The organism is Burkholderia gladioli, from assembly GCF_000959725.1.
Classification (GTDB): Bacteria; Pseudomonadota; Gammaproteobacteria; order Burkholderiales; family Burkholderiaceae; genus Burkholderia; species Burkholderia gladioli.
On sequence record NZ_CP009323.1, the window covers coordinates 2979416 to 3000316 of the forward strand.

General features: G+C 67.5%; 18 protein-coding genes and 2 tRNA genes. 11 read left to right on the top strand and 9 right to left on the bottom strand.

Annotation, left to right across the window (positions count from 1 at the left end):
* Positions 1-29: 29 nt before the first annotated feature.
* From BM43_RS30335 to BM43_RS30355, 5 genes are all read left to right on the top strand, one after another.
* Positions 30-1064: an ABC transporter substrate-binding protein gene (locus BM43_RS30335; RefSeq protein ID WP_036051990.1), complete on the top strand. Its 1035-nt coding sequence runs from the start codon at positions 30-32 to the stop codon at positions 1062-1064.
* Between the two features lie 74 nt (positions 1065-1138).
* On the top strand, positions 1139-2614 hold the full coding sequence (locus BM43_RS30340; RefSeq protein WP_036051989.1) for a sugar ABC transporter ATP-binding protein: 1476 nt from the start codon (positions 1139-1141) through the stop codon (positions 2612-2614).
* The gene (locus BM43_RS30345; protein WP_013697416.1) at positions 2611-3543 is read left to right on the top strand and encodes an ABC transporter permease; all 933 of its coding nucleotides are present in this window, start codon (positions 2611-2613) and stop codon (positions 3541-3543) included. Before BM43_RS30340 ends, BM43_RS30345 begins: the two co-directional genes overlap by 4 nt.
* Complete coding sequence (locus BM43_RS30350) at positions 3540-4508, top strand: ABC transporter permease (protein WP_080742029.1); 969 nt, start codon at positions 3540-3542, stop codon at positions 4506-4508. The genes BM43_RS30345 and BM43_RS30350 overlap by 4 nt, the downstream gene beginning before the upstream one ends.
* 8 nt (positions 4509-4516) lie before the next feature.
* A complete protein-coding gene (locus BM43_RS30355) occupies positions 4517-5452 on the top strand; it encodes an SMP-30/gluconolactonase/LRE family protein (protein WP_036051987.1) in 936 nt (311 codons plus the stop codon).
* A gap of 27 nt (positions 5453-5479) precedes the next feature.
* Here the strand turns inward: BM43_RS30355 and BM43_RS30360 are convergent, their stop codons facing one another.
* The 3 genes from BM43_RS30360 to BM43_RS30370 all read right to left on the bottom strand — a co-directional run bounded on the left by BM43_RS30360 (position 5480) and on the right by BM43_RS30370 (position 10243).
* A complete protein-coding gene (locus tag BM43_RS30360) occupies positions 5480-7288 on the bottom strand; it encodes an ABC transporter transmembrane domain-containing protein (RefSeq protein WP_036051986.1) in 1809 nt (602 codons plus the stop codon).
* A 342-nt stretch (positions 7289-7630) separates the two neighbouring features.
* Positions 7631-9793, bottom strand: coding sequence for a TonB-dependent receptor plug domain-containing protein (locus BM43_RS30365; RefSeq protein ID WP_036051985.1), 2163 nt, complete (start codon positions 9791-9793; stop codon positions 7631-7633).
* A gap of 373 nt (positions 9794-10166) precedes the next feature.
* A tRNA-Pro gene (locus tag BM43_RS30370) sits at positions 10167-10243 on the bottom strand.
* A gap of 109 nt (positions 10244-10352) precedes the next feature.
* On the opposite strand from BM43_RS30370, the gene sixA reads away from it, so the two are divergent.
* Positions 10353-10808, top strand: coding sequence for a phosphohistidine phosphatase SixA (gene sixA / locus BM43_RS30375; RefSeq protein ID WP_036051984.1), 456 nt, complete (start codon positions 10353-10355; stop codon positions 10806-10808).
* Positions 10809-10956: 148 nt separating this feature from the next.
* Positions 10957-11760 (top strand): GNAT family N-acetyltransferase, encoded by an 804-nt coding sequence (locus tag BM43_RS30380; RefSeq protein WP_025101580.1) that lies wholly within the window; start codon positions 10957-10959, stop codon positions 11758-11760.
* 116 nt (positions 11761-11876) lie between these two features.
* Here the strand turns inward: BM43_RS30380 and BM43_RS41805 are convergent, their stop codons facing one another.
* Positions 11877-12047 carry a hypothetical protein gene (locus tag BM43_RS41805; protein ID WP_164720633.1) on the bottom strand — a complete coding sequence of 57 codons (171 nt, stop codon included), beginning with the start codon at positions 12045-12047 and terminating at the stop codon, positions 11877-11879.
* A 157-nt stretch (positions 12048-12204) separates the two neighbouring features.
* Here BM43_RS41805 and BM43_RS30385 point away from each other — a divergent pair, with 157 nt between their 5' ends.
* On the top strand, positions 12205-12390 hold the full coding sequence (locus tag BM43_RS30385; protein WP_036051983.1) for a hypothetical protein: 186 nt from the start codon (positions 12205-12207) through the stop codon (positions 12388-12390).
* A gap of 72 nt (positions 12391-12462) precedes the next feature.
* On the opposite strand, the gene BM43_RS30390 is transcribed toward BM43_RS30385, so the two are convergent.
* From BM43_RS30390 to BM43_RS30410, 5 genes are all read right to left on the bottom strand, one after another.
* Positions 12463-13836 carry an MATE family efflux transporter gene (locus BM43_RS30390; protein ID WP_036051982.1) on the bottom strand — a complete coding sequence of 458 codons (1374 nt, stop codon included), beginning with the start codon at positions 13834-13836 and terminating at the stop codon, positions 12463-12465.
* Between the two features lie 8 nt (positions 13837-13844).
* Positions 13845-14168 (bottom strand): DUF2288 domain-containing protein, encoded by a 324-nt coding sequence (locus BM43_RS30395; protein ID WP_036051981.1) that lies wholly within the window; start codon positions 14166-14168, stop codon positions 13845-13847.
* Between the two features lie 181 nt (positions 14169-14349).
* On the bottom strand, positions 14350-15972 hold the full coding sequence (locus tag BM43_RS30400; protein ID WP_036051980.1) for an acyl-CoA synthetase: 1623 nt from the start codon (positions 15970-15972) through the stop codon (positions 14350-14352).
* Positions 15973-16326: 354 nt separating this feature from the next.
* On the bottom strand, positions 16327-17025 hold the full coding sequence (locus BM43_RS30405) for a peptidoglycan DD-metalloendopeptidase family protein (protein WP_013697429.1): 699 nt from the start codon (positions 17023-17025) through the stop codon (positions 16327-16329).
* A 256-nt stretch (positions 17026-17281) separates the two neighbouring features.
* Positions 17282-18199 (bottom strand): aldose epimerase family protein, encoded by a 918-nt coding sequence (locus BM43_RS30410; protein ID WP_036051979.1) that lies wholly within the window; start codon positions 18197-18199, stop codon positions 17282-17284.
* A 572-nt stretch (positions 18200-18771) separates the two neighbouring features.
* Here BM43_RS30410 and BM43_RS30415 point away from each other — a divergent pair.
* From BM43_RS30415 to BM43_RS39540, 3 genes are all read left to right on the top strand, one after another.
* Positions 18772-19602 (top strand): undecaprenyl-diphosphate phosphatase, encoded by an 831-nt coding sequence (locus tag BM43_RS30415; protein WP_036051978.1) that lies wholly within the window; start codon positions 18772-18774, stop codon positions 19600-19602.
* Positions 19603-19824: 222 nt separating this feature from the next.
* A tRNA-Arg gene (locus BM43_RS30420) sits at positions 19825-19901 on the top strand.
* Between the two features lie 486 nt (positions 19902-20387).
* Positions 20388-20894 (top strand): transposase, encoded by a 507-nt coding sequence (locus tag BM43_RS39540; protein ID WP_080742030.1) that lies wholly within the window; start codon positions 20388-20390, stop codon positions 20892-20894.
* Positions 20895-20901 lie beyond the last annotated feature (7 nt).

The window sequence follows — 20901 nt, forward strand, 5'->3', positions numbered from 1 at the left end:
CACGTTTCCCGACATATCGGAGACGGACGATGGGAATCAACAGGACTCGATGGGCCGCCTGCCTGTTCGGCGCGGGCGCAATGCTGGTCGGCGGCGCTGCGCTGGCCCAGAGCAAGCCGACCGGCAGCATGAAGATCGCCTTCTCGAACTCGTTCGCGAGCAATTCGTGGCGCCAGCAGATGCTGCAGGATTGGGACAAGGTCAGCAAGCAGGCGGTGGCCGACAAGCAGGTGGCGGCCGCGCCGAGCTTCACCACGGTGCAGAACCAGGCCACCGAGCAATCCCAGCAGATCCGCAACCTGATCCTCCAGGGCTACCAGGCGATCGTGATCGACGCGGCCTCGCCGACCGCCGTCAACGGCGCGGTGAGGCAGGCCTGCAGCGCCGGCATCGTGGTGGTCTCGTTCGACGGCACCGTCACCGAGCCCTGCGCCTATCGCATCAGCATCGACTTCAAGCGCATGGGCCGCATGGAGCTCGACTACTTCCACAATCGCAAGCTCAAGGGCAACCTGCTCGAGGTGCGCGGGCTGGCCGGCTTCGTGGTGGACAACCAGATCCACGAAGGCGTCACGGACGGCCTCAAGCAATACCCCGAATTCAAGGTGGTGGGTTCGGTCAACGGCGACTACACGCAGACCGTCGCGCAGAAGGCGGTGGCCGGGCTGCTGCCGACCCTGCCCGAGGTGGTGGCCGTCACCACCCAGGGCGGCGACGGCGCCGGCACCGCGCGCGCCTTCCTCGACGCGGGGCGCAAGCTGCCGGTGATCTACATGGGCAATCGCTACGACGAGCTGGCGCTCTGGAAGAGCGAGCACGACAAGAACGGCTACGAGACGCAGTCGGCCTCGATCGTGCCGGGCGTGGCGACCTTCGCGTTCTGGTACGCGCAGCAACTGCTGGCCGGCAACAAGCTGCCCAAGGAGGTGAGCCTGCCGATCGCGGTGGTCTCGCAGGGCGACCTGGAGAAATCGCTGGCGGCCACGCCCAAGGGCGGCGTCTACGACCAGACCTTCACGCGCCAGGAAGTGCTCGACTACGTCAGGCAGCACGCCGCCAACTGATCGGTCCGCGACCGAGGATCGGCCTGCGCGCGCCGCGCGCCGCGCGCGGCGCCGGTCCAGCGAATGGAGAACGCATGGTTTCCCTTGCGCAAACGGCATTCATCCGCACCGAGGCATTGGGCAAGACCTTCGGCGTGGTGCGTGCGCTCGACGCCGCCACGCTGTCGTTCCATCCCGGCGAGTGCGTCGGGGTGATGGGGCACAACGGCGCCGGCAAGTCGACCCTGATGAACATCCTGGCCGGCGTGTTCCGCAACGACGCGGGCACGCTGTACGTGGACGGCCAGCAGATCGGCCCGCAATGGAACACCCACGAAGCGATGCGGCACGGCATCCGCTGCGTGTTCCAGGAGCTGTCGCTGTGCCCGAACCTGAGCCTGGCCGAGAACATGCGCCTGCGCGCGGCGCGCAGCAAGGGCCTGCGCTGGCGCGTGGCCGCCGGCCGGCAGTTGATCGAGACGCTCGACCGGATCTTCCCGCGCCATGGCCTCGCGCCCGGCCAGTTGATCGAATCGCTGCCCATCACCAAGCGCCAGATGGTTGAGATCGCGATGGCCTTCACGCCGGGCGACTACCCGCTCAGGCTGGTGATCCTCGACGAGCCGACCTCCTCGCTCGACGAATACTCGGCCACGCAACTGCTCGACTACCTGCGCAGCTTCGTGCAGGGCGGCGGCATCTGCATCCTGATCTCGCACAAGATGCACGAGGTGATGGAGCGCAGCGACCGCGTGGTGGTGATGCGCGAGGGCAGGCTCGTCTACGAGAGCGCGACCGCCGACACCAGCGTGGAGCGGCTGGTCGCGGCGATGGGGCACGAGCTCGGGCATGTCGAGCGCGGCGCCCGCGCGAGCCGCGCGGCGGCCGCCTCGGGCGTGCCGCGCATCAAGGCGCGGCTCGGCGAACGCGGCGCCGCGCTGGAGGCCTTCGAGGGCGAGGTGGTGGGCCTCGCCGGCCTGGCCGGGCACGGCCAGACGCGCCTGCTCAAGCTGATCCACGCGCTGCGCGAAGGCCGCGCCGACCGGCAGGGCAACCGGCGGCAGGCGCGCACGGCCTTCGTGGCCGGCGACCGGCAGGGCGACGGCGTGTTCGGGCTGTGGTCGATCGCGCGCAACATGAGCCTGTCCTGGCTCGGCGACTGCGTGCGCGGCGGCCTGATCTCGTTTCACGAGGAGGAGCGACGCGTGGCGCGGTGGGTGAACACGCTGAAGGTGAAGACGCCCGACACGAGCCTGCCGATCGACTCGCTGTCGGGCGGCAACCAGCAGAAGATCCTGTTCGCGCGCGCGCTCGGCACCGACGCCTCGGTGATCCTGATGGACGACCCGATGCGCGGCGTCGACATCGGCACCAAGCACGAGGTCTACGGCATCGTCCGCGCGCAGGCCGACGAGGGGCGCACCTTCCTCTGGTACACCACCGAGTTCGAGGAGCTGTACCACTGCGACCGCATCTACGTGATGAACGAGGGCGAAATCGTCGGCGAGATCTCGGCCGACGAGCTGAGCGAGGCCGAGGTGCTGCGTCTTTCCTTCAAGGCGGCCGCATGAAACGCATTCACTTTCCCGCGTCGCGGCTGCTGTCGGCCCTGACCTTCGTGGTGCTGCTGGCGCTGATCGTCAGGAACCAGCCGATGTCGCTGTCCTACATGGGGCTGACCCTGCTGCTCGGCTCGGCGATCCCGCTGATCTTCGCCACGCTCGCGCAGATGATGTTCATCTCGATCGGCGACCTGGACCTGTCGATCGGCCCTTTCGTGTCGATGAACGCGGCGATCGGCGCGATCGTGCTGCCGTCCTCGCCCTGGCTCGCGATCCTGCTCTACCTGCTGGCGATCGCCGCCTACGCGCTGTGCGGCGCGCTGATCGAGCTGCGCCGGCTGTCGGCGATCGTGGTGACGCTCGGCATGTCCTTCGTCTGGCTCGGCTGCGCGCTGCTGCTGGTGCCCAGCCCCGGCGGCGAGGCGCCCCAGGCCCTGGTCGACCTGCTGTCCTGGCATTCGCCGCTGATTCCGCTGCCGGTGCTGGTGGCCATCGTCGGCGCGCTGATTGGCTATTTCATCTTCAACGTCAGCGTGTTCGGCACCATCGTGCGCGGCCTCGGCGGCAATCCGCGCGTGATCCAGCGCAGCGGTCATTCGGCGCTGGCGATCCGGATGGGCGTGTATGCGCTGGCGGGCCTGTTCGGCATCGTCGCCGGCCTGCTGATGCTGGGCCAGACCACCTCGGCGGACGCCAACCAGGCTTCCGGCTTCACGCTGATCTCGATCGCCGGCGTGATCCTGGGCGGCGGCGAATTCGTCGGCGGCAAGGTGTTCGCGCTGGGCAGCGTGTTCGGCGCGCTCAGCATGACCCTGGCCACCTCGTTCCTGAACTTCTACGAGGTGTCGTCGGATTGGCAGGTGGCGATGCAGGGCGTGATCCTGATCGTCGCCCTGAGCCTGCGCACCGTGGTGGCGCGCCCGGGGAGGCCGGCATGAATACCGTGCAACGCAAGATGCCGCGCGCGCCGGGCGGCCGGCACTGGCTCAGCGCCTGGATCGCCACCGCGCTGGTGCTGGTCGCCACCGCCCTGTTCAACGCCGGCAAGGGCGGCCCGAGCCTGGGCCCGCTGCTGAGCACCGCGCTGAGCTTCTCTACCTTCACCGTGCTGGTCTCGCTGGGGCAGATGCTGGTGATCACCAGCGGCCCCGGCAACATCGACCTGTCGATTCCCTCGGTGATCGCGCTGTCGGGGGCGCTGTCGATGAGCGTGATGAACGGCGCCAACGGCATGATCCTGCCGGGCATCGCGGTGGCGCTGCTGTCGGGGGCGGTGGTGGGCGGCTTCAACTTCGTGCTGATCCGCTTCCTGCGGATTCCACCCATCATCGCCACGCTGTCGAGCGCGCTGATCGTGCTGTCCTGCGCGATCGCCTACGGGCGCGGCGTGCGCACGCCGCCGCCCGCGCTGCTGGCGCAGATGATGGTGGCGCGCATCGCCTGGCTGCCGCTGTTCTCGATCTTCGCGATCGCGCTCACGCTGCTGGTCTGGCTGCTGCTCACGCGCACGCTGTACGGCCGCGCGCTCGCCGCGCTCGGCCAGAACACCAATGCCGCGCGGCTGGCCGGCGTCAGGACCGATTTCCACGTCTGGCTGACCTACGTGATCTGCGGCGCGCTGGCCGGGCTGACCGGCTGCCTGATCGCGACCTTCTCGGGTGGCAATTCGCTGGACCAGGGCAACGAGTACCTGCTGCTGACGGTGGCGGTGGTGGTGATCGGCGGCACCTCGGTGTCGGGCGGACGCGCCTCGCTGGGCGGCGTGTGGGGCGCGGCGTTGTTCATGTTCCTGCTGGTCGCGCTGCTGAATTCGGCCGGCGCCAGCGCCGGGCTGCGCACCGTGCTGACCGGCATCATCATCGTGGCGGTGGTGGCCCTGACCGAAAAACGCAAATCTCTCTAGGAAAGCCGATGAAACAGGAAGTCATTGAGATCTACGACGAACGTGCGCGCGACCTGCTCGCGCCGGGCGCCAAGCTGGAGCAACTGGCCAGCGGCTGCATCTGGTCCGAGGGCGCGGTGTGGATGCACGAGGACGGCTCGGTGCTGTGGAGCGACATCCCCAACAACCGCATGATGCGCTGGCATCCCGAGACGGGCGCGAGCGTGTGGCGCGACCAGGTCGAATACACCAACGGCCATTTCCGCGAGGCCGACGGCAGCCTGCTGCATTGCTCGCATGGCCAGCGCGCGCTGGTGCGCACGCGCTTCGGGCGCGACCTGGGCGAGACGCACGACGAGATCGTGGTGGACAACTATCACGGCCGCCGCCTCAATTCGCCCAACGACGTGGTGGTCAAGCGCGACGGCACCATCTGGTTCAGCGATCCGCCCTACGGCATCCTGTCCGACTACGAGGGCCACCAGGCCGAGCAGGAGCTGCCGGGCCGCTACGTGTTCCGCTTCGATCCGCGCGACGGCACCCTCGACGTGATGACCGACCTGCTGATCTGCCCGAACGGGCTGGCCTTCTCGCCGGACGAGTCGCTGCTCTACGTGTCGGACACCTCGATGGTTCCCTACGAGGACAAGGGCTTCCACAACATCCGCGTGTTCGAGGTGGTGAACGGGCGCTCGCTGGTCAGGCCGCGCATCTTCGCCACCATCGCCGAGGGCGAGGGGCTCGCCGACGGCTTCCGCCTGGACAGCCGGGGCTGGGTGTTCACCAGCAGCGCGATCGGCATCCAGGTGTTTCATCCGGATGGCACGAAGCTGGCCTTGATCCCGGTGCCGGAGAAGGTCGCCAACCTGACCTTCGGCGGCGTGAACCGCGACGAGATGTTCATCGCGGCCTCGAGTTCGCTGTACCGGATCCGCGTCAATGCGCGGGGGATCCAGACGCCCTGAATCGCCGGGCGCATTGGCGCCGTGGATTCATGCGGGCGCCGTTTCGGCCGGCGGTGGCTCGCGGTTCCCGTCCAGCGGCGTCGCGCCGAACTGCAGCGCCGCCAGTTGCGCGTAGAGCGGCGAGTGCTGGAGCAACTCGGCATGCCGGCCCTGGGCGACGATGCGGCCGTGGTCGAGCACCACGATCCGGTCGGCCTGCTGGACCGTGGCGAGCCGATGCGCGATCACCAGGGTGGTGCGGTTCTGCGCGGCGTTGTCCAGCGCGGTCTGGACCAGGCGCTCGCTGGCCGCGTCGAGCGCGCTGGTGGCCTCGTCCAGCAGCAGGATCGGCGGATCCTTGAGGATCGCGCGCGCGATCGCGATGCGCTGGCGCTGCCCGCCGGACAGGCGCACGCCGCGCTCGCCGAGGAAGGTGTCATAGCCTTCCGGCAACTGCTCGATGAAGCCGGCGGCGGCAGCCATGCCGGCGGCGCGCTGCACCTCGGCCAGGCTCGCGTCGGGCCGGCCGTAGCGGATGTTGTCGAGCACGCTGCCGGAGAAGATCACCGATTCCTGCAGCACGATGCCGATCGCCCGGCGCAAGTCGACCAGCGGCACCTGGCTGGTCGGCACGCCGTTGATCAGGATGCGGCCCGACTGCGGATCGTAGAAGCGCAGCAGCAACTGGAACAGGGTGGTCTTGCCCGCGCCCGACGGCCCGACCAGCGCGACATGCTCGCCGGGACGCACCTCGAGCGTGAAGTCGGCCAGCGTGGCGGCGCCCGGCCGCGAGGGATAGGAGAAGCCGATCGCGTCGAAGCGGATGCCGGCGCCGCGCGCGGGCAGCGCCGTCGTCTCGGCGGCCTGCTCGACCGGCGAGCGCGCCGCCAGCAACTGCAGCAGCCGCTCGGTGGCGCCGGCGGCGCGCTGCAGGTCGCCCCATACCTCGGCGATGGCGCCCACCGCGCCGGCCGTGAACACGGCATAGAGGATGAACTGCGAGAGCTGGCCGGCCGTCATGCGCCCGGCCAGCACCGCCTGCGCGCCGAGCCACAGCACGAACACGATGGCGGCGAACACGAACACGATCACCACGGCGGTCAGCGAGGCGCGTGCCCGGATCCGCGTGAGCGCGGTATCGAAGGCGCTCTCCACCGCCGCGCCGAAGCGTTGCGCCTCGTGGACCTCCTGCGTGTAGGACTGCACCGTCGGCATCGCGTTGAGTACCTCGCCGGCCAGCGCGCTGGCATTGGCCACCTTGTCCTGGCTGGCGCGCGAGAGCTTGCGCACGCGCCGCCCGAAGGTGACGATCGGCACCACCACCACGACCAGGGTGGCGATGATGTAGGCCGACAGCACCGGGCTGGTGGTGACCAGCATCGCCACCCCGCCGAGCGCCAGCAGCAGGTTGCGCAGGCCGAGCGAGAGGCTGCTGCCCACGACCGCCTGGATCAGGGTGGTGTCGGTGGTGAGGCGCGACAGCACCTCGCCGGTCTGGGTGGTCTCGAAGAACTGCGGGCTCATGCGCATCACGTGGTCGTACACGGCGCGGCGCAGGTCGGCCGTGACGCGCTCGCCGAGCCAGGAGACCCAGTAGAAGCGCAGGGCCGTGGCGGCGGCGAGGATCAGCGAGACCACGAACAGCGCGATGAAGTAGCGGTCGATATGCACGCGCTCGCCGCTCGCGAAGCCGCGGTCGATCAGGTAGCGGAACGCCACCGGCAGCCCCAGCGTCGCACCGGCCGAGGTCACCAGGGCCAGGAAGGCCAGCGCCCAGCGTCCCGCGTAAGGGCGCAGGAAGGGGAGCAGGGCCAGCAGCGGGGTGAGGCGAGCGGAGCGGGGAGCAGTGTCCGGCATGGAGGGTCCTGGGGGTACATGGATCAAGCGCCGGGGCGGGGCGGCGCTCCTGGCGGCGTGACAGCATAGCGCTTAAATCGGTCGGTCGAACGAATCGGACCTGGCCATGCCGAGCGTCGACAGGGTCGAAATGATCCGTGGGGGGAGGCGGGCCGCAACGGCCCGTGACGTGGCGGGAGCAGCACCGCTCCCTTGAGGACAGGTCAGCCGGGTGGCTGCGCTGGAGTCAGCGAGCCCGCTCGATCACGCCGAGCGCCGCTCGCATGGGACCGGATCCGGGAAGCTTGCGTCCCGGAACAATCGCAAGGAATGCCGCCGCATCGAAACGGCCTGCTTGCCGCGTCAGAAGTACTTGGTGAAGCCTGCGTAGACGGCACGGTACGGGCCGTACTGCGGCGCGAAGACCCCGATGCCCGACCCGTCGCGCAACGCATAGGAATCGCCGAACGCATTGACCAGCACGACACGTCCATCCACCTTGCCGATCCACGGCAGGTTCATGCGCTGCAACACCGACAGATCCACTTGCTCGTACCACGGCAGCTTGCCGGTGTTCGCGAAGCCCTCGCGCAGGCCGCTGCCGACAATGCCGTCGAACGAAAAGGTCGTCTGGTGCCATGTATAGGCGCTGCCGAACGAGATCGTCACACGCTGGTCGTGATCGAGGTTGACCCAATGGTTCGAGATGTAAGCCAGTTCGTCGGGATCGAAATTGAACTGCGCCGACGTGACGTTCTTGCCCATTGCGCGGCTCAAGGCCACGTTCAGATAGGCGGACAGGTTGCGATGCCTGTAGTTTGCCGTGAGCTCGAGTCCGTACACGCGGCCGTACTCGTAGTTGAACGGCGTGTAGATCAGCGCGCTGCCGAACTGTCCTTCGTCCAGCAGGTTGTGGGCCTTCTTGTAGTAGCCGTCGATACCGAGCGTGAGGTCCGAACCCACCTGCTGGATCACGCCAAGATCGAAATAATCGTCGCGCTCCGGCTGCACCGGGTCGTTTTGTGTGACGGCGCTGGCATTGGTGGTGCCTGCGTAGCGGCCGATCGTCGAGCTCGACACGAGTTCGAACGAGGGCGGCGTGAAGTAGCGAGAATACCCGGCGTGCAGCGTGGTGCCATCGGCGACCTTGAACACCAGGCCGATGCGCGGGCTCAACTGGTTGGCGGTGACGTACTGGTCCATGCCGTCGTATCGCACGCCGTAGTTGATCGTCAGGCGCGAATTGATCTTCCACTCGTCCTGCAGGTACGCGCTATACAGGTAGCCGGTCTTGCTGCTCGCGTCGGCAACGGAGAAGGGTACGTCGGAGGTTTGATTGCCGTCGTCGTCGGCGGGGAACACCGAGACATTGTCGCGGAACTGCGCGTGCTCCTGCTGCAGGAACAGGCCCGCGCGCAGCGTATGGTGATCGCTCAGGCGGTAGGTGGTGTCGGCCTGAATGCCGTTGGCCACGTCGCTGTGAAAATCCTGGGAGGCCACCCCGTTGTAGAGCAAGTCGCCGATCGGGTCGGGGTTGAACTGGGTGCGTGTGTAGCGCGTGAAGAATGCGACCTGATAGTCGAGCGCCGCGCCGTTGGTGCCTTGCAGGGCCACCACGGCGAAGTTGTTCAGTTCGGACTGCGTTTCGTTCAGGTTGGCCGAATTGAAGCCCGAGTTGCCTGCCAGCGAGAAATTGGGCGTCAGTCCAGGCGTGTTCGGAATCTCGAACTGATTCGAGGTGGTGCCGAACATCAGACTCAAGCGCGTTTGTGGGGTGAGCACGTAGGACAGGTAACCGAACGCATCGCCCTGGCGCGTGTGGTCGTGAAGCGGGCTGGATGACGAGGTGGGCGATTCGATGCCGAGATTGTTCACGCCCAGCGAGCCCGTGAAGTAATAGCTCAGAGCGCCCTTCGTGCCGTACACGTCGGCGCTGGTCTTCAGCGTTTGGTGGCTTCCGCCGAACACGTCGATCGATCCGCCATTGCCGAACTCGTCGCCCGATTTCGTATGGATGTCGACGATGCCGGCGGTGCGGTAGCCGTATTCAGCCGGCAGCGCGCCCGTCAGCAGGTTCACGTGGTCGATGATGCGTGTGTCGAGCGCCTGGCCGAAGCCACTGATCGGCTCAGGGATCAGGATGCCATTGATACGGTACTGCAGGTCCGCATGATCGCCGCGAACGTGCAGTTGTCCGTACGAATCGTTGGCCACACCCGGCGCCTGCAACAGCACGCGGTTGAGCGGGGTGTCCGCGCCTTGCGGCATCGCATCGATGTCCTCGCTCGTGATGCGATAGACGCTGCTGCCGGTTTCCGGTAGCAGGCCATTGCGTGCATCGTCGAGCCGCTTCGCCGTCACGCTGACGACGGAGAGTTTCTGCCCGGTGGCCGGCGCCGTGTTTGTCGCGTCCGCGAGCGTGCCATTGTCGACGGCGCCGGTCGGGCTCTGCGCGTTGGCATCGAGAGAGGCAAATGCAAGGAAAGCGAGCAGCACGGCACGCGAGATCGGAGTCGGTGTGGTCATGGATGGCGGGCACTGGTGTGCGGCACGGCGCGCACCGGCAGCGAGTTCTTAATGTTCGGGATCGAGATGATATAACGTATCAATTCAAGATGAAAAACATAATATTCGCGCTTGGAACGGCGGGCTTCAGAGGCGATTTGGAAAGATTCTTTCTTTCAAATTGATGGGTGTCGGAAGTCGATCCGCATCTGTTTTGAAAGGCGAGTATTGATTCGGATGAAACCGGATCGAGGAGATGGCGTGTCAGCGGCCGGCTGGGGCTTGCTGCCGGTCGTGTCGTACCGCTTCGATGGAGGATCGACCAGGGCAGTGAACTGCCGCCCTGAAATGGAAAAGGGGTTACAGGAAAATTCCTGTAACCCCTTGATTCCTTTGGTCGGAGCGATAGGATTCGAACCTACGACCCTCTGATCCCAAATCAGATGCGCTACCAGGCTGCGCTACGCTCCGACGAGCCAGAGATTGTGCATCATCGGCGCACTCGGGTCAATCCCTCGTACAGATGTCATCGAAGCCGCGCTAGCATGGGCCTTTGGCAACCCCGCAAGGAGGCATTGCGATGCACCTGATTCTGTGGCGTCATGCCGAAGCCGAGGACTACGCCGCCAGCGACCTGGCACGCCAGCTCACCGCGCGCGGGCGCCGCGACGCGCAGGCGGTCGCGAAATGGCTCAAGCTGCGGCTCGAGAGCAGCGCGGTGATTCTGGCGAGCCCGGCCGTGCGCACCGTGCAGACGGTCGAGGCGCTGACCGACCAGTACCGCACCGTGCGCGAGCTGGCGCCGGGCGGCGGCGTGGCCGAGGTGCTGGCCGCCGCCGGCTGGCCCGAGGGCATCGCGTCCACGGTGGTGGTGGTCGGCCACCAGCCGACGCTCGGCGCGGTCGCCGCGCGCCTGCTGGCCGGCAGCGACGACAGCTGGTCGCTGAAAAAGGGCGGCCTGATCTGGCTGCAGAGCCGTTCACGCGAGGGCGGTCAGGCCAGCCTGCGTGCCGCGCTATCGCCCGAGCTGGTCTGAGAGAGCCAAAGTATCTTTCTTCCGACTTTCTGCTAAAGTCATTTGGACGACATGTCACCAAACTGACACCGATTCGCCACGCAAGCGTCACGGCCGGTTACTACATTGGCGACCATGTCGTTCCATTCCTTACGACCAGGAAAGCCTGATGCGAGATCTGCCGACGCCTACGCTCCCATTTGCTTCGCTCCCGCTTGACCAGTCGCGTCGCCGTTTGCCGCGCGCGGCCGAAACGGTCACCTCCGAATTCCGCCTGCGCGCGGCCTGGGCGCGTACCGAGGACGAACTGCGCGAGGCGCAGCGCCTGCGCTACAGCGTGTTCGCCGACGAGATGGGCGCCGCGGTCAGCGGCCCGGCCGGTCTCGACGTCGATCCCTTCGATGCCTACTGCGACCACCTGCTGGTGCGCGATCTGGACACGCTGAAGGTGGTGGGCACCTATCGCGTGCTGCCGCCGCACCAGGCGGCTCGCATCGGTCGCCTCTACGCCGAAGGCGAATTCGACCTGTCGCGCCTGGCGCACCTGCGCTCGAAGATGGTCGAGGTGGGTCGCTCCTGCGTGCATCGCGACTACCGCAGCGGCGCCGTGATCATGGCGCTCTGGGGCGGCCTGGGTACCTACATGATGCAGAATGGCTACGAGACCATGCTCGGCTGCGCGAGCGTGTCGATGGCCGACGGCGGCCACTACGCGGCCAACCTCTACCAGTCGCTCGGCGGTTCGCTGACGGCGCCCGAGTACCACGCCTTTGCGCACACGCCGCTGCCGGTGGACGAGCTGCAGACCGGCACCAAGGTCGCGCCGCCGCCGCTGATCAAGGGTTATCTGCGCCTGGGCGCGAAGATCTGCGGCGCGCCGGCCTGGGATCCCGACTTCAACTGCGCCGATTTCCTGACGCTGTTCCGCCTGTCGGACATCAACGCGCGCTACGCCCGCCACTTCCTGGCCTGAGCGTTCGCGAGCCGGTCCGCGCGAGCGGCGGCAAGCCGCAAGCAACGGCACGACGAGACGATCGTCGTGCCGTTTTTTGTGGTGCGCCGATTGCCGGGCGGCGGGCGTGATTGAGATCAGTGGCGGTGCCGCCAGTCGAGCAGGTGATGCGCGGCGAGCCAGTGATGGATCCGGCCCTCGCCATGATGCTCGCGGCGGTATTCGCGCGATTCGAAGATGGACAGCCCGATCAGGATGATCAGGCCGATAACCAGGCCGACGAGGCCGGCGATCGATTCGACGTTCATGGCAGCCCTCCTGGAAATGCTCAGCGCCATGTCTTCATGATAGTCAATCCGCCGGCGCGGGCGGGCAGGGTCCGACGCCGGCCGCTGCTTTCCGCTAGACTCCGTCGATCGCGCGATGCGGCTGCATCGTGCCGTTCCGACTTTTTCGAGGTGACGGATGTCCCGTTTCATTCTGGCCGCGCTGGTCGCGGCGATGCTCGCCGGCTGCGTGGGCGATCCCAATCCTTCCGGCGCGAATCATCGCAAGCCGCCGCCGCAGGATCCGGCCGACTATCACGGCGTGCCGACCGACATGACGCCGCCCTCGATGCTGGAAGCGCCGGCCGCGCCGGCATCGCAGTAAGCCGGCCAACCTGGCCGAAGTACCGATGCGCCGGCCGGTGAGCCGAAGCCCCAGGCTTCGACTCCAGCGCGTCTAGCCGCCGATACGACGCGCCAGCGCCGGCATCCGCAGCGAAAGCGTCACGCCGCGCGCGATCATGAAGATCGACAGCGCCAGCCACAGGCCGTGGTTGCCGAGCGGGCCGGCCAGCGCGAAGGTGGCGGCGACGAACACCGCGAACGAGATCGCCATCGCCACCATCAGCGTGCGCGTTTCGGTGGCGCCGATGAACACGCCGTCCAGCAGGAAGCCCCACACCGAGATCAGCGGCATCACGGCCGCCCAGGGCAGGAAGTGGCCGGCGATCTCGCGCACGGCCGGCTGGTCGGTCAGTTGCGCGACGATCCAGCCGCCGCCCAGCGCATAGGCCAGCGAGAAGGCCAGCGCGCAGCCGATCGCCCATTGCAGCGTCACGCGCACCGCGGCCCGGAAGCTGGCGCGGTCGCGCGCGCCGGCCGCCGCGCCCACCAGCGCCTCGGCCGCGTGCGCGAAGCCGTCCAGCGCATAGGCCATGAAGGTTTGGAAATTGAGCAGCAGCGCGTTCGCGGCCAGCGTCGCGTCGCCCAGCCGCGCGCCGAGATGGGCAAACCAGCCGAAGGCCGACAGCAGGCACAGCGTGCGCACAAAGATATCGCGGTTGAGTGCCACCAGCCGCTTCAGGGCCGCGCGCTCGAAGAATTCGGCGCGGCTCGGCAGTCCCAGCCCGCGCGTGCGGCGCCAGGCCAGCAGCGCGGCGCCGAACACGAAGCCGGCCAGGTCGGCGGTGGCGGTGGCCGCGCCGATCCCGGCGACACCGCCGTCGAGTCGATAGACATAGAGCATCACCGCGGCGATGTTCACCAGGTTGATGAGGGCCTGCAGCAGCAGGCCCAGCCGCACGCGCTGCAGGCCGAGCAGGTAGCCGAGGATCGCGTAGTTGGCGAGCGCGAACGGCGCGGCCCAGATGCGGGCCGCCACATAGGCCCGCGCATTGGCCCGGACCGCTTCGCTGCCGCCCAGCAGGCCGAGCCCGATCGAGCTCAGCGGCCCCTGCAGCGCGAGCACGGCCAGGCCGAGCGCGGCCGCGAGCGCCAGCGCGCGCAGCAGGTTGAGCCGCACGCCGGCCGGGTCGCCCGCGCCGAAGGCCTGCGCCACCAGCCCGGTGGTGCCCATCCTCAGGAAGCCGAAACCCCAGTAGACGAAGCCGAAGAACACGCTGCCCAGCGCGACGCCGCCCAGCACCTGCGGGCCGTCGAGATGGCCGGCCACGGCCGTGTCGACCGCGCCGAGGATCGGCTGGGTCAGGTTGGCGAGCACGATCGGCACCGCCAGGCCGAGCACGCTGCGATGGCTGATCGGCGGCCGCTCAGGCACGGCGCCGGCGTACGAGGCAGCAGTGGGCGAGGGGGAAGGAGGGGAGGCGGGCATCGCGCGGCTCAGGCGCGTTCCTGCACGCAGACCCAGGGCGATACCACCACCGCCCACAGCTCGGGATTGCGGCTCGCGTAGTCCTGGGCGGTCTCGCTCGGCATGCGCGCGACGTGGCCGGCGGCGAGCCAACTGGTGACCTGCTCGGCCTGGTCGGCGGCGATCGCCTCGGCCACGCTGACCAGGTCGAGGTCGCGCGCGACCGACAACAGCTTGCCCTGCGCGAAGAAGCGTTCGAGGTCGCACCAGTCGATCTTGGCGGTCTCGCCGAGCAGTTGGGTATAGAGCGCGCTCGGCGCTGCGCCGGCTGCGGAAGGATTCGGTGAACTCATGGTGATGGAGGCTGGGGGCAATGGCCGTTGCGGTGGCGCGCCTCGCGGTGCTCGAAGATACGAACCCGGGAGCCTGGGAACGTTTCGCCGCCGTCGGGACGCCATCGGTGCCGGATCGCGGAGATCGCGGGCCACGGGATCAGCCGCGATTCTAGCCGATCCGCCGTCTCGCCCGTCCGGCTCACGACGCGCGCAGCGCGCGCCGGATGATTTTCCCGGTCGCCGTCATCGGCAGGCTGTCGACGAAGGCGATCGCGCGCGGGTATTCGTGCGCCGCCAGGCGGGTGCGCACATGCTGCTGCAACTCGCCGACCAGCGCCGCGCCGGCCTCGGCGCCGGGCTGCAGCACCACGAAGGCCTTGACGATCTCGGTGCGCGTCGCATCGGGCACGCCGACCACGGCCGCCATGCGCACCGCCGGATGCTTGAGCAGGCAGTCCTCGATCGGCCCGGGACCGATCCGGTAGCCGGCGCTGGTGATCACGTCGTCGTCGCGGCCGACGAAGCGGATGAAGCCGTCAGGGTCGGCGACGCCGCGGTCGCCGCTGAGCAGGTAGTCGCCGGCGAACTTGTCGCGAGTCGCGCCGGGGTTGCGCCAGTAGCCGAGGAACATCACCGGATCGGGCGCGCGGATGCCGATATTGCCTTCCACGCCGGCCGGCACTGGCTGCCCCGCCGCGTCGACGATCTCGACGCGATGGCCCGGCGCGGCCTTGCCGATCGCGCTGGCGCGCGGCGCGAACAGCCGGCTGCACGAGGACAGCACCATGTTGCACTCGGTCTGGCCGTAGAACTCGTTGATGGTCACGCCGAACATCTCGCGGCCCCAGTCGAGCAGGCCGGCGCCGAGCGACTCGCCGCCGCTGGCGACCGAGACGAGCCGCAGCGCCTGCGCTTGCGGTGGCCGCTGCGCGCTTCGCATCAGCTTCAGCGCGGTCGGCGGCAGGAAGGCGTGCGTCACGCCGTGGCGCGCCATCAGCGCGAAGGCGGCCTCGCCGTCGAACTTCTCGAAGCGGCGCGCGAGCACCGTCACGCCGTGATGCCAGGCCGGCAGCAGCACGTCGAGCAGGCCACCGATCCAGGCCCAGTCGGCCGGCGTCCAGAACACGCGCGCGCCGCGTGGAAAGCCGTTTTGCGACATCTCCACGCCGGGCAGGTGGCCGAGCAGCACGCGCTGCGCGTGCAGCGCGCCCTTCGGCTTACCGGTGGTGCCCGAGGTGTAGATGATCACGGCCGGGTCCTCGGCGAGCGTGTCGACCGGCGTGTAGTGCTCGGATTCGGCGGCCAGCGCCGCCTCGAAGGGCAGCGTGCCGTCGGGCGCGTCGTCGCTGCCGCTGTCGATGCAGTAGACCGTGTGCAGCGCCGGCAGCGCCGCGCGCAGCGGCGCGATCTTGGCGGCGCCGGCGCGGTCGGTGACCAGCGCGCTGGCACCGCTGTCGGCCAGGCGGAATTCGAGCGCGTCGGCGCCGAACAGCGCGAACAGCGGCACCGCGATCGCGCCGGCCTTGTAGGCGGCCAGGTGGGCGATGGCGGTTTGCGGGCCCTGCGGGATGAAGATGCCGATCCGCTCGCCGCGCCCGATGCCGGCGCGCGCGAGGCTGTTGGCGAGGCGATTGGAGGCCGCCTTCAAGTCGTCGAACGTATAGTGCGTGACGGAGCCGTCCTCGCGTTCGTCGATCAGCGCCAGGCGGCCGCTGCCGTCGGCCCAGCGATCGCAGACGTCGACGCCGATGTTGTAGCGCTCGGGAATGCGCCAGGCGAAGCGCTCGAGCAGGGAGGGGTAATCGTCGGCATCGGGCAGCATCGGCGCTCCTCGCGACATCGCGCGTGATGGTTTCCGACGAGATTACACCGTATCGTCATGGGCCTACGCGATAGTCGGGGCCGCGATCATGGGTTGCGCGGCGGCCGCGCCGAATCGCGCGTACTATCGCAAGTTCAACGATTTGAAGTGAAACATGGTCTGGCTTTGGATTGCCACGGGGTTCAGCCTGCTGGGCATCGGCGCCGTCGTGTTGTTCGCGATGCGCGTCGATCCGCTGTCCGGCCGCGTCAGCGGCCGCTATCGCAAGCGCTGAGCAATGTCCTTTTCGCTTACCGCCGGTCGGGTCGCGGCCGGCGCGCGTGCACGCGCCGGCGAGTCGGCCGCATTCGTGCCTCAGCGCGCCGGCAGGTAGCGTGACGGGTCGATCGAGCGGCCGCCGTAGCGCAGCTCGAAATGCAGCGCCACGCGGTCGTTGTCGGTATCGCCCATTTCCGCGATCTTCTGGCCTTGCGTGACGGCCTGGCCTTCCTTCACGAGCAGCGTGCGATTGTGGGCATAGGCGGTCAGGAAGTCCGCGTCGTGCTTGATGATCAGCAGGTTGCCGTAGCCGCGCAGCCCGTTGCCGGCATACACCACGGTGCCGGCCGCCGCGGCCACCACCGGCGTGCCGGCCGCATTCGCGATATCGATCCCCTTGGAACTGCCGCCGTCGAACGAGCGGACCACGTTGCCGGCCGCCGGCCAGATCAGCGAGATCGAGGCGTTCGGGCGCGGCGCGGCGCTGGCCGCGCCGCTCGACGGCGGCGGGGCCGAGCTGCCTGCGCTCGACGAGCCGGCGCCGGCCGAGCGGATCGGCGCGCCGCCCGGGGGCGCCACGCGCAGCACCTGGCCGACCTCGATCGCATCGGGGTTCGTGATCGAGTTCCAGCGCACCAGGTTCGATATCGGCTGACGGTTCGCGCGCGCGATCTTCGACAGCGTGTCGCCACGCTCGACGCGATAGAAACCGGGGCCGACCGGCGCGGAGCCGCAGGCGGCCAGCACGGCGACGAGGGAAGCGACGACGAACCTTCGGGTGGTCTTGACCAGCATGAAACCTCACAGGACACCGTCGCGACGGGCACGACGGTGAAACACGAAAACCCCGGATTTTACCGGGTTCGCGGCGCGCGCCGCCGATTCGAGGTAGAGATTGCGCGGCCGGGCTTGCGCGGCATGGCGCCGCGTGGGGCTTGGCGGCGCTGGAAGCGGGCAGGTGAGTGACGGATTGGAAGGCCGTAGTTCAGGCTGGAGCGCTGCCCGCCGGGCCGCGCTCCATGCCTTGCCGTGTCGATCGTCGCGGATCGCCTCAGCCGAGCGGCGAGACGCGAATGCGCAGCGCGGCCGTCTCGGTCGCGCCGGGCGCCAGCATGCGCAGCCCCAGGCCGTTGTGGATCGCGTCGGGCAGGCCGAGCCAGGGTTCGACGCAGTAGAAGTCCGACTCGGGCTTCTCGGTCCAGGTTGTCACGGCGTACCAGGGGATCGAGCCGGGGCGGTTCAGGTCGATCTCGATGCGTCGGCGGCGGCCGGCCATGTCGATCTGCACCGGGCGCGAGGGCACGCCCTCGAGGCAATGGAAGCGATCGAGGATGCGCGCCTCGTCGAGCGTGTAGTGCGATTCGCCCGCGATCGGTGCGCTGATCGAGCCATCGGGCTGCTGGTGGCATTGCCGCGTCGGCGGCAGTTCGATACGGGTCCGAGCGCGTTCGTCGTGCGGCAGCGCGAAGTAGAAATGATGGCCCGCGTAATAGGGCAGCGAGGGCAGCGGCGCATCGCCGAGATTGCGCGTGGTCAGCTCGACGTCGAGCGTGTGCGCGTCGACGAACTGGTAGCGCGCGTCGAAGCGGAACGCGAACGGGTAGGCCTCGCGCGTGGCTTCGCTGCTCTCCAGCGTCATGTCCACGCCGCGGCCGTCGGCATCCACGTGCGCGGCGAACGGCAGGTCGCGTGCGAAACCGTGCATCGGCAGCTCGCGTACCACGCCGGCCGCGTCGCGCCAGCGGCCGATCGTGTCGCCCACGCGATGGCGGCCGAGAAACGGGAACAGCAACGGATTGCCGCCGCGCACCTTGGCCGGCGCGCTCCAGTCGGCCTGCTCGGGCCAGAAGATGATCGGCTCGTCGCCGATGTGCCAGGACAGCAGGCGCCCGCCTGCCTGGGGTGCGATGCGCAGGCGCGCCGCGCCGTCCACGAGTTCGATGATGTCCTGCTGCTGGAAGATGGGCATGGGGTTCCTTCGGTCGGCATCGACAAGGCAAATCGGGCGGACAGCATAACGGATCGATGCGCGCTTGTGCGCTGCGGGGCGCGCCGATCGGCAGGCTTCGGTACCAGGCGACCGAGGTGATCGGCAAAACTTGCTCGGGGGAAACCCGTGTCGGGAAATTGCGGGTAGCAATCTGACGGACCGTCAGGATAATGACGTCAACCGGTTACGTTTCGTTACACCGGACTTGGCTATCGGGAGTCGGCAGCATGGATCTGGCAATGGCAATGGGCATCGCATTGTTCGGCATGTTCACGGGCAGCACGGTGCTGTTCTTCTACCAGCTCGGTCGCTGATTTCGTCGCGCGACGGAGCCTGTTCCGTCGCTGTCTGCCGGCTCGCCGTCCTCGGATCGCGGGCCGTTTGTTTTTCATGATCATTTCAATTTGCTGACAACGCGGTTCCAGTGTCGATGATCGCGGCATCGAGGCGCCATTCGGCTTGGCGCTCCTTATGCTGCTGTGCATAATCGGGGCGCTGCCGGCGATCCTGCCGGCTTTTCCCCCTCCATCCATCGACAAAAGGACTGACGCGTGAGCCTCTGGTTTCTGGTATTTCTGAGCGTCCTGCAGGGCGTGACCGAACTCTTCCCCGTCAGCAGTCTGGGCCACACGCTGCTCGTGCCGGCCCTGATCGGCATGCATATCGACAAGCACGCGCCGCAGTTGCTGCCGTTCCTGGTCGCGCTGCACCTCGGTACCGCGATCGCGCTGCTCTGGTATTTCCGCGCACGCTGGTGCGCGCTGGTGCGGGGCTTCTTCGCCTCCTTTGCCGGCCGCCCCAACGACGACGCGCACATGATGTGGGCACTGATCATCGGCACCATTCCGGCCGGGCTGGTGGGACTGCTGCTCGAGAAGAGGATCGAGCATGTGTTCCATGACCTGCGGATCGTGGCTGGCGCGCTGATCGTCAACGGCATCCTGCTGTGGTGGGGCGATCGCCTGCAGCGTTCGCGTGTGCATCGTGCGCCCGAGAAGCTCGGTTTCGGCCGGGCCTTCCTGGTCGGTCTCGCGCAAGTGGGTGCGTTGATCCCGGGTTTCTCGCGCAGCGGGCTGACCATGATCGCCGGCAATGCGGCGGGGCTCACCACCGAGAAGGCGGCGGAGTTTTCGTTCCTGCTCGGCACGCCGATCATCCTGGCCGCGGGCGTGCTCGAGTTGCCGAAGCTGTTCCATGCGCCGGACCAACTGGCCGATGCCGCGCTGGGTGGCGTGTTGACGGCGATCGCCGCCTACCTGAGCGTGCGTTTCCTGATGCGTTATTTCGAGGGGCGCGGGCGGCTGGCCGCGTTCGGCGTGTATTGCGTGCTGGCTGGACTGTTCTGCATTGGCTGGTTCGCGTTTCATCCGCAGCCGGTTTGAGTTGAGGTGCCGCGGGGCGGCAGTGGCGCGGCCGATTTCGACGGCCGCCCCTGCCGCCTCGTTTTACGCTGGCTGCCCAGGAGCGATCGGGTATAATTGCCGGCTCGGGTTTTTCTCGCGGAGCGGGTTTCGTGCTTCGGTGGGAACGGCCCGATCGGATGGTTCGCCTCGGATCGTCCGCATGTCTCTTCGGGCAGTGCATCGGCGCTGCCTGTCTCACGACCGCCCTTAGCTCAGACGGATAGAGCAACGGCCTTCTAAGCCGTAGGTCACACGTTCGAATCGTGTAGGGCGGGCCAGTCAAATCCTTAAGAATCAGTCGCTTAGATTTTTGTCACTTCCGGCAAATTGTCGGCCAATCACGTTTCAGTGTGACTGGAGTGTGACTGGATTTTACCTCGCACTGAGCGATTCCAGTAAAGCCGTAGGGAGCCTTACGGGGCGAGCGTTGCGGGTGATTTAAGTTCGGAAACTTCTCGCAACTCGGAGAAAGTTCGCGGAGGGCTGCGTAGCAAATTACCTAACAGCGCCGAGAACGGCCACAACCGGCCCGTAGAGGCGGCGGTGTACGCGCGTCATAACATCGTATTTTTCCCCGGGTACAGATAGAAAACCGTTACCCTCCGTGACCACCGTCGAAGGGTACGCCGGGTTTGTAGTTGCCCCCGCAACCCAGGACACTCGGACACCGTTAGATTGATGGTAAGCGATCCATTATCGACGTCTACCCAACAGCACTCTGAGCGAGGAGCATAGGTGTCCACCTATTCCGGAGGTGGACACCTATGGCTGACAAAAACTCACAGTTGCGAGTCGTTCGGCAAAGTAGTGACGGCCGTCGCCGTTACGATGAAAATGGCAAACGAGCCTTGGTGGAGGCGACGTTACGCCCGGGCGTGTCGGTGGCCCGCATGGCGCAAGAGCACGGGATCAACGCCAACCTGCTGCGCAAGTGGATCACGAAATACCTGATGGAGCGCGAGAAATGCGTCTCGCTGGCGCAGCAGGATAACGGCGACGACCGGCCGCCTTCGGGTGATGCGACTGACAGCGTGGCAATCGATCCTCCGAGTTCTCGCCAGCTCGTCGTTGGCGCGGCACCACCACCCGCGTTCGTGCCTGTTGTTCCGGTACCGCCTGCGTCCACACCGCCATCCCCGTCGATGACGCTCACGCTGCATGTGCATCTGTCGAACGGTGTCGAACTTGAACTAGGCAGCGCCATCGCGACCATTGATGTGACCTGCCTGATTTCTTCGGGCCATTTCAATCTTGGAGAACGGCCTCGGTGATCCGCTT